The sequence below is a fragment of the Selenomonas timonae genome (assembly GCF_014250475.1).
GTDB lineage: Bacteria > Bacillota > Negativicutes > Selenomonadales > Selenomonadaceae > Centipeda > Centipeda timonae.
This window is the reverse complement of record NZ_CP060204.1, coordinates 2,297,317-2,311,383: the sequence shown is the minus strand read 5'-3', so window position 1 is coordinate 2,311,383 and position 14,067 is coordinate 2,297,317. Positions and strand designations below refer to the sequence as shown.

Below are 14,067 nucleotides of genomic sequence, written 5' to 3'. Positions count from 1 at the left end.
GACTTTATCTAAAATCCTTGCAGAGAAGTTGTCAACTTTATTTATACAACATCACAATGACACGGTAACGGAACAGTCATACTACCGCACAGGCGGTGATGTGAAGGTCATAACACGCGAAGAAATTGAGAAGCGGCATTACACAGATGTGACAGAGGCAATTAAACGGATTCCCGGCGTGACCTTCCAGAATCCCGGGTATCGCGGCGGTGAGTATGGATATGTAGCGTATAACAATGGTGTTCTGATCAATGGTGATTCGCGTGTCATTATTCTGGTCGATGGGCGCCGCGTTGACAATGCTGCGAGCCAACGTATCAGCGGTTCGAGCCGACGTGGCACAAAATCTACGGGCGTCAATCTCGATCAGGTCACGAATATGGAAAATATCGAAAAGATTGAAGTGATCAAGGGCCCCGGCGCCTCAGCTTACGGACCGGATGCAACCGGCGGCGTAATTAATATCATTACGCGCAAAGGTGGCTACAGCACAGTTGGGACGATTGATCTGGCAAGCGGGTCGTGGAATAAGCATAATTATTCATTTAGCTATTCCGGTTCTCTGGATCATGATAACTCTCTGCATTATTTTGTTTCGATGAATCGCACGATGTCCGGCGATACAGAATTCAAGGACGGACAGACGGGTGATGTCATTCGCCTGCCGGGTTCTCGTTATAGAGAAGACGGAGCAAATATTCGAATCGACAAGGATTTTGACAAAAAGCATAGCTTGAGGTTATGGTATAACCACAAAAGCGGACGGGATGGTTATCCCGTTGCAACACCGAGCGCAAAGTATTGGAATGAAAGAGATTGGTACCGTATTTTATTCGAGATCGTCGTGGGGCGCTACGATTCGAACCACAAGCTCACAGAAAAGGGGCAATGGTGGACGGATCAGCGTCAGCCGGGGTATCACAATGTCTATCTGACACGATATATGTATGACATCTCCAACGACTTTAATAATAACGACTGGGATTTGGTATATACCTTCAATAAAGATAAGGGAATGGAGAGCTTCGTCCGTGCCTATTATCAGAACCATATTTATAGGGGGCGCGCTGCATTTCAATTTTCGAAATTCGGCGGCGGCGGTGGAAATGGTGCCGGTGTAGGTTATGATGAATACAACAATACGTTCCCGACAGGAACTACTTATGAGCAAATGTATGCGTGGATGAAAGAACATTTGGCGCCGTTCCCAGGTGGGGATAAAAAGGCGATGGATGAATGGGTAGCAAAGACGGGGGGCGTGTCGCCTGTCACAGACTGGCACCGTGAGGAAAACAACGGAATAGAGCTGCAATATGCAAAGTCGCTTGGCAAGCATGATGTTATTGCAGATTTCAATTATGACAAGGCGAAAAACTATACGTGGCGCAATCGGAGAGCGGGAGATTATTCCGTGACACATCTGTCTCGTGACACAATAACGGGATATGTGCAGGATAAGATCCATGTATCGGACAAGTGGGATGTTACTCCAGCGTTGCGCTATTCGCATTACAGTTCCTTTGAGAATACGAATTCTAGCGATACGCAACAGGGAAAGGGCAAGACAAGTGCACTGACCTATGCGCTCAATACGCAGTATATGTTCGACGACACGATGAGTATGTATTTTGGCTGGACGCGTATTTTCCGCCCACTGCGTGAGGGAGACTATTCGACTGCAAATGGGGAATATCCGAACATGTTGGAGGACGAGGAAGGTCATGTAATGACGATCGGTTTGCAAAAGTTGCTCGGCAATAAGACCTCCATCGGTGTGAACTACAACTGGACAGATATGACAAATGCTGTTGCGACGCTGCCCATCTGGTCAACCCGTTTGAATGATTTTGCGGCAACGGCGGTCAATGCACGGGAAAAGAAGACCGCGTTCAACATAACGCTGGATCATCAGTTTAATCCCCATGTGACACTGAGCGCCTCATACGATCACATGTATGATAAGTGGTCGGCAAAAGACGGTATGAGAATCGATCCGAACTGGGGATATGTCAGTGCTGACGATATCAATGTACAGATCAACCGCCTGCGACCCGCAAATCATTATGCGCTGAATCTTTCCTATGAGAATCGGAAGCTCTATACCGGATTGCTTGCAAACTGGTATACGGGGAATAATACGAGCGCATTTACCTCGCGGCAATTCCTTCTCCTCGATTGGAACATCAACTATCAGGTGGCGAAGGATTTCAACGTATACATGGTGGTCAGCAATCTCACAAATCAATCTTATGAAACGACGTATAACGCGCGCAATGGCATCGGCTCTGCGGCTATGCCCGGTCGTTCGTTTGTGATTGGCGCAAAATACACATTCTAAAATGTAGATACACGATGGCAAGCGGGGGGGCGACTGCTTGCCATTGTGTTTGAGGGGCTCTATTTATGAGAAGAATTTCGATCTTATTGGTTGTTCTCGTTATAGTCGTGATCCTTTTGCTCGGGAGAGAGCGCTCCTCCATATATAGAGATGAGTCTGAAACAAAGGCTTTGATCCACCAGACGGGGCAGAATCTCGTAGAGATACAGACCTTTGATACGGCAAAGCAGCCACGCTCAATCTATTTGACAGAGATACCATCACGCGTCTTTGTGAGTGAGGGCAGTATTTTGGAATCATTGCTGGCTTTGGGACAGGGCGACAGGATCGTTGCCGCATCGATCAGTGGGGCGTCGAGCGGCGCATACGAGAGGATTCGGCAGGAGTATCCTGAGGAGCTTGAGAAGGTACCGCATATCGCGCCGCAGGGAATGAACAGGGAGCAGGTTGTCGCCTATGCTCCGGACTTTATCATGGGATGGCAGTCCGCCTTTACATTGTCGCGGTTTGGAACTGTTTCATGGTGGCAGGAACGCGGGGTCAATACCTATATTGCTGCGACATCGAATCATGTATTGAAGTACGGTACTATTGAGGACGAATGTAAATTTCTGGATGATATCGGGCGTATTTTTGAGGTGAAAGATCAGACGGATTCTCTTATCCATTCCATTCATGCTGAGCTGGAAAAGGATGGTGAGTGGATCGCGCAGCAAAAAAAGCAAGACGTTATGGTTATCGAGATCAATGGACGGGCGATTACAAATTATGATGATGGATGGCTTGTAGGAGATATGGTGAAGCGTCTGGGGGGGCACATGCCTGTTACCAGCCGTCGTGTGAGCGAAGAGGTGCTGTTTGCGTATGATCCGGATGTCATATTTGTAGTGTATTTTAATCCTCAACACGGAAAGCATGCGGAGGAATTTTTAGGAGATGTGCGCTTTAATTCGTTGAAGGCATCGAAAAACAAGCGGATCTATATGCTGCCGTTCTGGTATATGTATACCCCGGCAGTCAACACATTGGAGGGTATTCGGGCGATCAAGAGGGGGCTGTATCCGGAATTATGAATCGTAAAGATTGGCGGCATGCCGTAATCCTTCTCGAACTATTTTTGATTTTGCTCGTCAGCATGGCGGGCGCACTGACGATTGGCACGGTATCCCTATCTGTCGGAGATGTGGTATCCGCAGTCTATGACTCCCTGCGCAGCAGTGTGCCGATTGATGCGCCGGGGCAGGGGCCGCTGCATGATATTGTATGGCTGCTCCGTATGCCGCGTATTCTCATGGCTGCGTGTATTGGTGCGGGGCTTGCAACATCGGGTGTCATCATGCAGGCGATTGTGAAAAATCCGCTTGCTGACCCCTATATTCTGGGCGTTTCTTCCGGTGCCTCTCTCGGCGCAACGGCAGCAATTTTGCTTGGTGTTGGCGTATCACTGGGTGAGAACTTCGTTGGGATCGCCGCATTCATCGGTGCCTTTGCCATATCGCTTGCGATTGTCTTCATTGCGAATATGGGAGGGCGTGCGAATGCAGTGAAGCTCCTGCTCGCGGGCATGGCGCTCAGCGCTGTATGCAGCGCGTTTGCCAGTTTCATTGTCTACTTTGCGAACGATAAGGACGGCATCCAGTCCATCACATACTGGCTGATGGGGAGCATGGCGGGGGCGAAATGGTCGACGCTGCAGGTGATGATTCCGATGAGCATTATCATACCGTTCTTTTTCTACACGCAGGCAAAGATTTTGAATTTGATGCTCCTCGGAGATGATACGGCGATCACGCTCGGCGTGGATCTGCATAGATATCGGCAAGCATATCTGCTTGTCAGTGCACTTCTCGTTGGTTTTGCGGTCTATGCGGCGGGCATGATCGGCTTTGTCGGACTTATCGTCCCGCACGTCAGCCGCATGCTGGTCGGCGCAGATCACAGGAGGCTGCTGCCGATTGCAGCGCTCTCCGGCGCAATCTTTCTCGTCTGGGCAGATGTGCTCTGCCGCGTGATTATTCCGCAGACCGAACTGCCGATCGGGATTCTGATTTCGATGATCGGAGCGCCCTGCTTTATCTATCTGATGGTGAAGCGGACGTATGGTTTTGGCGGCGCGTAGGTGGGGTGAGCATGTGATGGATATTCGCGTAGAAGCGTTGGAAAAGAGTTTTGATGGGCGGCAGATTTTAAATAAAATTTCTCTTGCGGTACATAATAAGGAATTCGTCGGCATTATCGGCCCGAACGGGAGTGGAAAGAGCACGCTCCTCAAGTGCATCTATCGTGTGCTCAGTCCGGATGGCGGCACCATGTTCCTTGGCGGGGATCGTCTGGATGATCTTTCGGTACGGGAAACGGCGACACGACAGGCTGTGCTCGCCCAGCATCATGCGTTCTCGTTTGATTTCAGCGTGTTGGAGGTCGTTCTGATGGGGCGCAGTCCCCACAAGCGCATGTTGGAGCGCTATCATGAAGAGGACTATAAACTTGCCAAGCGCTATTTGGCATTCACCGGGATGGAAGCCTTTGAGGAGCAGCCCTTTTCCAGTCTGTCGGGCGGCGAGCAGCAGCGCGTGCTTCTCGCGCGGGCGCTCACGCAGTCGACTGCCTGTCTGATTCTCGATGAGCCGACGAATCATCTGGATATTCGCTACCAATTGGAGATCATGGAAAATATTCGGCAGATGAATCTGACGGTGATTGCCGCGATTCACGATCTCAATGTCGCCGCCTCATACTGCGATCGAATTATTGCGATGAAAGACGGCATGATATTGAGAGAGGGAACCCCCGAGGAGATTTTCACAGATGAGTTTATCTATGAATTGTATGGTGTGCGGGCAAGAATTCACCGCTTTGGAGATGGGAATATTGTGATTTCGTATCATCTATAGAAATTGTTCCCTTTATATTTGTGAGGCAAGCTCTCCCAGGGATATCCGAAACAATAATGACATAACGCAGGGAATATGATTGCTAGTAATTATTTATATGCCTAAAACAAATGAATTTAAGAAAAAATTGTCTTGACACACAATTTGGAGTATGATACCCTACATAAGGTTCTTGAGAGCCAAATTATAATTGAATTATTTGCCGATGAGGTGTGCGCCGCGCTTAATAGAGAAGCAGGTGAAAGACCTGCGCTGTCCCGCAGCTGTGATGCGGAGTCGCCCCCAACACGTCACTGGGAAACCGGGAAGGCGGGGGAGGACGAGGATGCAGAGCCAGAAGAACTGCCTCGTTGGAACGCTGTATCGTCCCTGCGAGAGACAGGAAGGCGCGATAAGATTTTTTTGTATGCCTTTTTGCCAGCGAGCAAGAAGGCTTTTTGTTTTGTTGCGATTGTGACGATCAGGCGGATCTCACCGGATTTGCCGATGGCATTACTGGAAACGAAATGTGGATGTACGCATTCGGACATTGTTTCCATAAATGTATAGCCGTATTTGTGACCTATGTGTGATAAGGAGACCGATTGAATGAAGAAGAACCTGAAGAAGTCTGCTGTGCTTGGCATCTTACTGTCAACTGTTGCGTACGGGGGACTTGACGTTCATGCACAGGAAGTGAACGAGTCTGAATCCACTGAAGAAACAACAGAATCCGTTTCTTATACGACAAAGGATATTGAGGTCGAGGGAGAACTCAAAGACCCATTTGGCAACGTGATCACGGAGCAGTCCTACTACCGCACGGGCGGCGACGTGAATGTCATTGATCGGGATATGATAGAGAAACGGCATTATGAGCAGCTGACGGATGCACTGCGGCATGTACCGGGGGTTTTAGTCCGCACGCCAGGATTTCGCGGCGGTGAGTTTCAGATCGCCAACAATCATAATGTTGTGAGTATCAACGGTGATGATCGCGTTGTTGTACTTGTTGACGGACGGCGTGTTGATAATTCTGTGAGCGATATCTTTGGATCCTACTCCGATGCTGAGACAAAGGCAAATGTCGATATTAACCAAGTAATTAACATGAATGGTATCGAGAAGATTGAAGTCATCAAGGGACCTGGCGCTTCGATCTACGGCTCAGACGCAACGGGTGGCGTCATCAACATTATCACGCGTAAAGGTATCGATCAAACGGAGGGGACACTCGACATTTCGACGGGCTCGTGGCATCGTCATAACTATAAACTCAGCTATGCAGGCAGTCTCGATGAGAACCGTCTCAAATACTTTGTCGGGCTGAGCCGCGAGATGAGCGGTGATTCCAAATATAAGGACGGTCTCAGCGGCAACACCTATACCTTTGTCAATACGGGGTATAAGGATGAGGCCGCGAATATCCGTATCGACTACGATTTCGACAAGAATCATACGCTGCGTTTTGCGCATAATCACATGCAGAGTGATGCAGACTATCCGATGGCGGCGCCCGACCATAAATACTTTAATCCGACGGACTGGGAGCGCATTAAGAGGCATTGGCTGACACCAAGGAGCCCGAAGGGAGAGTCTGTATTCCCAGGATTCCGTACCAAGTGGGCAATTTGGGCGGCAACGGGAGCATTCAGCGCCTATAACAAGAACAATCACGATTTGACCTATGTGTTCCATCGTGACAGCGGGATGGAAAGTTTTGTGCGCGTCTATCAGCAGAATGAGCGTTATTGGGGATCGAACGGACAGGAGGACATACTTGCTGATACGCCCGTTCCGGAGACCCCAGAATGGTATGCATGGGCAAAGGCTCATTACAAAGGGCGAGATTTTCGGAAGTGGTATGACCGTCTCGGCAATGAGGGAATCCAACTGCAGCTTGGTAAGGCGTATGGGAAGCATAATGTGCTGACGACATGGTCGTATGACAGTTCGGAGTATGATCATATCTATCTTGGTACTGGAAAGATATACCATTTGGAGCGCAGTACGCTGACGGGCTATCTTCAGGACAAGATTTTCCTCTCGGATAAATGGGAACTGACCCCTGCGGTACGTTATGCACGCTATAATGACATCGGTCAACGGACAAAAACCGATGTGGAATCAACGATTCGAACCTCGGGCGGCGCTATTTTTACGCCGTCACTGAATACGCAGTATGCTTTTGACAAGGCGACGAGTGCATATTTCGGCTACAGCCGGATACACCGTCCCATCAAGGTGGACGACTATACGAACGATCTTGGTCCGCGTCCGCTCGAAGATGAAAAGGGCGATGTATGGACGGTGGGTGTTCGTCACGCATTCAGCAAGGACACATCGCTTGCCGTTCACTACAATTATACGCACATGGCCAATGCAATTACGGAGTACAGCGTTTGGGACGATGATGAAGGAGATTTTACTGCGAAGTCCATCAATGCAAAAGAGGTAAAGAAGGCGTTCAACCTTTCTCTTTCGCACCGTTTCCGCCCGCATTGGTCGCTGACGCTGAATTACACCCATGCCTTTGACAAGTTCTCTGCAAAGGATGGACTCATCTTTGACCCTGCACTCACATGGGCGAACGGAAATGTTAATGCTGCCATCAATGACATGCGCCCTGCAAATGTCTATATGGCGGATCTCGTCTATGAGAACGGCAAACTCAATACATCGCTGACGGGAACGTGGTATACGGGCTGCAATACGGCGGCATTTACGAGTGCGCGCGCACTCCTGCTCGATTTCAACATCAATTACAAGCTGCATGATGACATGACGATCTATGCATCGGTGTCAAATCTCACGAATCAATCCTACGAAACGATTGTGTCAGAGTATCATGGAAAAGGCTCTTGGCCGGAGGCGGGACGTCGTTTCATGATCGGTGCGAAGTATACGTTCTAAGAATTCCATAGAATATAATGGCAAGTTGGTTCGATAACCACTTGCCATTATGTTTGAGGTGTTATAGCAATGAAAAAATCTATTCTGTTATTGTTTGTTATGGGGGGCATTATCATAGCGGCTGCAATGGTTCGGGATCCATATCCTGTTATGGACGAGCCGCGCAATAATTACGTTAATGATATACGACATGAGTCAATCGAGATTCAAAATATTGATACGAATGAGGAGCCACGGTCCATTTATCTCACAACAATACCTTCCCGCGTTTTTGTATGCGATGGCGTTTTGCTGAATACCCTGATCCCGCTGGGGATTGGGGATCGGATTATTGGGGCATCAATTAGCAACACGGCAAGCGGCCTTTATGAAAATTTGAAAAGGGAATATCCGGAGGAGATCAAAAAAATACCGCATATTTCTTCTCGGCTTATCAGTCGTGAAGAGCTGATTTCCTATCAGCCGGATTTTATTATTGGGTGGAAATCTGCATTCTCTCCGCACCGATTTGGCAGCATCCGATGGTGGGAGGCGCGCAGTATCCCATCCTATGTTGTCGCGACTTCCAATCATGTGAAAAAATCCGCGACCATCGAAGATGAGTGTAAGTTCTTAGATGATATGGGGCAGATTTTTGACGTGCAAGAGAAAACGAATGCTGTCATACGGGATATTTATGCGGAGTTGGAGATTGACTGGACGGATGACAGGGTGAAGCAGCAGGATGTCATGGTTGTGGAGGTTGATGGGAACGAGGTCATGAACTATGATGAGGGCTGGATCGTGGGAGATATGGTACGGCGTTTGGGCGGGCGTATGCCCCTTCAAAGTGAATCGGCAGGTGTGGAGGAGATGATCCTGCAGAATCCCGATGTAATATTTGCGGTATATTTCGATGAGCGGCATCGTGCGCAGTCGGAGGCATTCTTTCGAAATGTGCGCTTGAACTCACTGCGTGCGGTGCAAAACAAGCGTATCTATATGATTCCCTTTGGCTATATTTACACGCCGGGAATTAAGACGCTTGATGGTTTGCGTGCGATCAAAAAGGGATTGTATCCCAATATGTAATGACCTGCCCCCCAAAGTTAGACTTAAAGAGGGGGGCAGGTCAAAAAACTTTGTGTAACAGTCCCTTCATACGCCATGTATGCAGGGATTATTTCTTCCGGCGTTTCTTACGCTCCTGAGGAAAAAACTCTACTTCTGTTGGTACAGCTTCTTTTCGCAGTCCGAGCCAGAGGAAGAAGCCAAGGGCGACGAGACCGAAGCCGAGACTGGTCATCTGGGCACTGGTAAAGAGTCCGAGGTATTTCTCCGTGTAGTCGCCGCGCAGGTACTCGAGGGCGAAGCGCACGAGGCTGTAGAGCATGACGTAGAGGGCGAAGCACTGTCCACGTGCGTGTCCACGTGCGCGGAAGATGAGCAGCAGCGCAAAGATGACGATGTCGAGCTGCCCCTCCCAGACCTCCGCCGGCCAGAGCGGCTGCGCACCGTAGGTGTGGTGCGCGAGGGTGGTGTCGGGGTAGAGGATGCCGTAGCTGCTGCCCGTCGGTGCGCCGAAGGCATCCCCGTTGAGGAGGTTTGCGCAGCGGCCGAGCGCCTGTCCGAGGACAATCGCAGGAGCGGCAATGTCCATAAAGTGGATGGTGTCGAGCTTGTGATTTCGGCTGTAGAGGATGCCGACGAGCACACCGAGAAAGACACCGCCCTGGATCGCCATGCCGCCCTGCCAGACGTTCAGAATCTCGGTCAGGTGGTGCTGGTAGTAGTCCCAGTCGAAGAAGAACACGTCCCAGAGCCGCGCGCCGAGGAGTCCCGCGATGCCGCAGTAGATGCCGAGATCGGGAATGTGCTTCTCATAGCCGCGTCCGTCCGTCTTTGCGAGGAAGTAGCCGACACCCGTCGCAAGCAGGATGGAGAGGGAGATGACGACACCGTACGAGCGGATGGGGAAGTCTCCGATGTAGAAGAGATATTGATGCAAGGAAGCCTACCTATCCTCTCTACTCTGCCTCAAAGAGCGGCAGCGACTCGAGGAAGATAATATCCGTGCGCTTTACCGCATCGCCCTCGGCAAGCACGGCAGCCTGTCCGACGACGTGTGCGCCCGCCTTTTCGGCGAGATTGCTGAGTGCCGTCATGGAGCCGCCCGTGCTGATGACATCGTCGAGGAGGAGCACCTTGCGCCCCGCAATGCGGTCGATATCCGCACGCGTGAGATAGAGCCGTTGCTTGCCCATTGTCGTAATCGATTCATCCTCGACCCAGATGGGATCTTCCATGTATGCCTTGACAGATTTGCGTGCTGTGATGTAGTAGGGCATTCCAATCTGCCGTGCAAGCTCCGCCGCGAGGGGGATTCCCTTCGTCTCGGCGGTCATGATGATCTCGGCTTCGGCGGGCACCTTCTTTGCGAGTTCACGCGCACAGTTTTCGCAGAGTTCGACATCGCCGAGCATGACGAAGCCGGCAATTGCAAGACTGTCACTCAGGTTGAGGATGGGGAGACTGCGCTTGCAGCCCGCGACCGTAAGATCGTAGTATCGTTTTGCCATAATGCACCCTTTAGAGTCCTTTCTCTGTGAGGACGAGCTCTACGGCGTTCAGTACGTCGTTGATATTGTCCTCGGTGATGATGAGCGGCGGCTGAAACGCCATGACGTTGCGTCCGATGCCATTCTTGCCGATGATAAAGCCCCTGTTTTTGAGCTCTTCAAGTACCATGTCGAGTTCGGCGGCGGCGGGGGATTTGTCCGCGTGGACGAACTCTGCGCCGACCATCAGTCCGAGTCCGCGCACATCGCCGATGATGGGATGGCGTTTCTGGATTTCCCTGAGGCCTGCACGCAGCTGCACTCCACGCCGTTCGGCGTTTCCGATGAGATCGTGCTCCTCGATATAGCGAATGACATGAAGGCCTGCCGTTGTGGAGACGGGGTTGCCGCCAAGTGTCGATGCGCCGGGCTTCGTGTAGGTATCCGCGACCTCAGGCGTGGCGATGAATGCGCTGATGGGTGCACCGTTGCCGAGTGCCTTCGCCATGGTCATAATGTCGGGCGTGACGCCGAAATGCTCGATGGCGAACATCTTGCCCGTGCGCGCAAAGCCCGTCTGCACCTCGTCCGCGATGAAGAGCACGCCATAGTGGTCGAGGATCTCCTTGACGCGTTTGAAGTAGTTCTTGGGCGGGACGATGATGCCAGCATTGCCCTGAATGGTCTCCGCGATAAATGCGGCAGGACGCCCAGAGGTGGCACTTTTGATCGTTTCCTCGAGCTCGTAGGTGCAGTCAATGCCGCACTCCTCGGGCGTATGCTGATGCGGGCAGCGGTAGCAGTAGGGATTTTTGACAAAGTGGATGCCGCCGACGGGATTCGGGTCGGTGCGCCACATGGAGATGCCCGTGAGGCTCATCGTGAGCTTCGTGCGCCCGTGGAGACCGCCGCGCAGAGCGATGAACTCGCTGCTGCCCGTGGCAACCTGGGCGAGAAGTGCTGCACCCTCGTTCGCCTCTGTGCCCGTGGAGCAGAAAAAGCTTTTTTGGAGTTTTCCCGGTGTGATGCGTGCAAGCTGCTCGGCGAGGTTGACGAAGTTCTCCGTGAGGTAGATGTTGCAGACGTGTTGGAGCGTGTTCAGCTGCTCTGTGACGGCGGCATTGATCGCGGGATTGCAGTGCCCGCAGTTGATGACGGAGACACCCGCAAAGCAGTCAAGATATTTCCTGCCCTCGCTGTCGTAGAGGTACTGCATCTCGCCGCGTACGATCTGGCGCGGCTCGCTGTAGAAATGCCCAAGACAGGGCATGATGTATTTCTGCTTTTTCTCAAGGATGGCGGCTGCGCCGATATAGTTCTTCTCGTTCGAGGAAGCTGTGTCCATGAAGTATTCTTTCTAGTATCAGATTGAATTACGGCTCTGGCGGAAACGGTACGTGCCAATGCCGAGTGGGCGCGGCGAAATCTCCGTGAGCCGCTCGAAATCCTCTGTCCGATAGCCGTCACTGCCCGCCGCGAGGCGGTCGAGTGCAGCGCGGTAGATGCGGACGATCTCTGCGGTCACGTCCGCCGTATAGTCCTGCGCCTCGATGCGATAGGAGCCGAGTCCGTTGAACTTCTCCAAGTAGGGATAGAGACACAGATCCTTTGCAAAGTAGAGGTGGTTGCGCCCGTACTGGTCGATGCGGATGGAGTGCACGCCGCCCGCCTCGTCACGAAACGCGTAGAGGCGATCCAACAGCTCGGGTGCAGCGAGGTCGCTGTAGTTCGGCAGCGACATCGCGGGGAAATTGTAGTCGCAGATCATCGACTCGTATGCACCGTGGATGACTGCCTCAACGGGCAGCACAGCGTTCTCGACGATCTGACGCAGCTGCTGAAACGAAAGCTCGTAGGAGGCGGTCGCCATCGTGAGCCCGTTCTCCTTGAGAAAGGTGATTGCGAGGTGGTTAAAGATGTTGAACGAATGGTCCGCCTGCACAGGCAGCTTCGTGAGCGTGCGTGCGAGCTTCAGCGTGCCGAGGTTGCCGACCATGATGCCGTCAACGCCGATGTCGTTCAGTGCGGCAAAGAACTGTTCGAGTTCACCGCACTCACGGCGCATGGTCGTGCGCGGTGTGTTCACGACGACGCGTGCGCGTCCTGCTGCATAGCGGACGAGATCCTCGTAGTCCGTGAGCTTCCACGGGCGGTTGGGGCGGAATGCCTCGCCGCCGACATAGACGGTATCGGCACCCGCATCCACCGCCGCACGCGCAGCATCGACCGTGCCGACGCGAACGCTGAGATGGCGGCTCGGCGCATTTTCCTTTTCAATCGGGCGTTCGGCGCGCAGCACCTCGTCGGCAAAGCCCGCCTCTTCGACCGCTTGGCTGAAGAAGCGCGGTTCGCGCTCGCCCGTCATGCCGATGTCGACAGCCGTCGGCTGTCCGAATGCAAACGTCGTCGTGTAGTCGCGTACACGGTTGTCGTAGAGTGTACGCCAGCCCTCCTCATCCGTTGTGTAGCCATTCGGGTCTGCAATGTAGGCATCAATTGCCTTGCGGTAGGTAGAGACGAGCCGCGCGATGAACTCGGGCGAACGCATCCGCCCCTCAATTTTGAACGAATAGACCCCCGCCTGAATGAGTGCGGGGATGGAGCGGTACATGCACATATCCTTGAGTGCGAGCTTATACGGCCCGGGGCTGTTCGCATCGAGCACTTCTCCTGTCGTCTCGTCGATGAGGGCGAACGGCCAGCGGCAGATCTTCATGCAGCGTCCGCGATTGCCGCTCTGTCCGAAGAGCACCCCCGAGTGGATGCATTGACCGCTCTCGGAGATGCACATATCGCCGTGCATGAAGTACTCGACCTCTATGCCCGTGCGCGTGCGGAAAAGTGCGAGTTCGGAGAGCGTCATCTCGCGCCCGACGACGATGCGCGTGATGCCATACTCCTTGAGTTTTTCGATGGCGTGCTCGTTGTGCGTGTTCATCATGACGGAGGTGTGCAGGGGGACGGTGATGCCCATCTCGTGTACGAGTTCGAGTACGGCGAAGTCCTGGACGAGGATTGCGTCGGGGCGGATCTCGTTGAGGTAGGCGAGGTATTCGCGTAGCGCGGGCAGCTCCTCGTTGCTGATGAGGTTGTTGAGCGTGACGTAGAGCTCAACATTGTGCGCGTGCGCGTAGTCGACGGCTGCCTTCAGGCGCTCGTCATCGAAATTGAAGTCGCCCTCGTGCAGACGCATATTGAAATGTTTGCCGCCGAGATAGACGGCATCCGCACCCGCTGCAATGCCTGCGGTCATGGCATCCCATGTGCCCGCCGGGGCAAGCAGTTCGACGGATTTTCGGTGTAACAGCATTGTGTAAAAAACTCCTTCTGGCTTGAGAACTTGTTGCTCCGATCAACGAAGCGTTCCCCGATATTGCTTATGATTATAGCAGGAAAAGCCATTTCT

The 14,067-nt window shown here is 52.3% G+C and carries 10 protein-coding genes and 1 riboswitch; of the genes, 6 read left to right on the top strand and 4 right to left on the bottom strand.

The window, feature by feature from the left end; translation table 11 throughout:
• Nucleotides 1–100 precede the first annotated feature (100 nt).
• From H1B31_RS11120 to H1B31_RS11095, 6 genes are all read left to right on the top strand, one after another.
• The gene (locus H1B31_RS11120) at nucleotides 101–2,338 is read left to right on the top strand and encodes a TonB-dependent receptor (RefSeq protein WP_264175546.1); all 2,238 of its coding nucleotides are present in this window, start codon (nucleotides 101–103) and stop codon (nucleotides 2,336–2,338) included.
• A gap of 65 nt (nucleotides 2,339–2,403) precedes the next feature.
• Nucleotides 2,404–3,411, top strand: a complete 1,008-nt coding sequence (locus tag H1B31_RS11115; protein WP_185980370.1) for an ABC transporter substrate-binding protein — start codon at nucleotides 2,404–2,406, stop codon at nucleotides 3,409–3,411.
• A complete protein-coding gene (locus H1B31_RS11110; RefSeq protein ID WP_185980369.1) occupies nucleotides 3,408–4,457 on the top strand; it encodes a FecCD family ABC transporter permease in 1,050 nt (349 codons plus the stop codon). The genes H1B31_RS11115 and H1B31_RS11110 overlap by 4 nt, the downstream gene beginning before the upstream one ends.
• Before the next feature lie 16 nt (nucleotides 4,458–4,473).
• Nucleotides 4,474–5,232 carry an ABC transporter ATP-binding protein gene (locus H1B31_RS11105; protein ID WP_185980368.1) on the top strand — a complete coding sequence of 253 codons (759 nt, stop codon included), beginning with the start codon at nucleotides 4,474–4,476 and terminating at the stop codon, nucleotides 5,230–5,232.
• Between the two features lie 191 nt (nucleotides 5,233–5,423).
• Nucleotides 5,424–5,596: riboswitch (cobalamin riboswitch) on the top strand.
• Between the two features lie 224 nt (nucleotides 5,597–5,820).
• Nucleotides 5,821–8,124, top strand: a complete 2,304-nt coding sequence (locus H1B31_RS11100) for a TonB-dependent receptor (RefSeq protein WP_185980367.1) — start codon at nucleotides 5,821–5,823, stop codon at nucleotides 8,122–8,124.
• 69 nt (nucleotides 8,125–8,193) lie between these two features.
• The gene (locus H1B31_RS11095; RefSeq protein WP_185980366.1) at nucleotides 8,194–9,195 is read left to right on the top strand and encodes an ABC transporter substrate-binding protein; all 1,002 of its coding nucleotides are present in this window, start codon (nucleotides 8,194–8,196) and stop codon (nucleotides 9,193–9,195) included.
• An 88-nt stretch (nucleotides 9,196–9,283) separates the two neighbouring features.
• Here H1B31_RS11095 and lgt read toward each other — a convergent pair whose 3' ends face one another.
• From lgt to H1B31_RS11075, 4 genes are read right to left on the bottom strand one after another with little or no spacing between them, the layout of a single operon-like run.
• Nucleotides 9,284–10,111, bottom strand: coding sequence for a prolipoprotein diacylglyceryl transferase (lgt, locus tag H1B31_RS11090; protein WP_185980365.1), 828 nt, complete (start codon nucleotides 10,109–10,111; stop codon nucleotides 9,284–9,286).
• A gap of 19 nt (nucleotides 10,112–10,130) precedes the next feature.
• Nucleotides 10,131–10,682: a phosphoribosyltransferase family protein gene (locus H1B31_RS11085; protein ID WP_185980364.1), complete on the bottom strand. Its 552-nt coding sequence runs from the start codon at nucleotides 10,680–10,682 to the stop codon at nucleotides 10,131–10,133.
• 10 nt (nucleotides 10,683–10,692) lie between these two features.
• Complete coding sequence (locus tag H1B31_RS11080) at nucleotides 10,693–12,006, bottom strand: aspartate aminotransferase family protein (RefSeq protein WP_185980363.1); 1,314 nt, start codon at nucleotides 12,004–12,006, stop codon at nucleotides 10,693–10,695.
• Between the two features lie 18 nt (nucleotides 12,007–12,024).
• Nucleotides 12,025–13,971 carry a peptidase U32 family protein gene (locus H1B31_RS11075; protein WP_185980362.1) on the bottom strand — a complete coding sequence of 649 codons (1,947 nt, stop codon included), beginning with the start codon at nucleotides 13,969–13,971 and terminating at the stop codon, nucleotides 12,025–12,027.
• Between the last annotated feature and the right edge of the window lie 96 nt (nucleotides 13,972–14,067).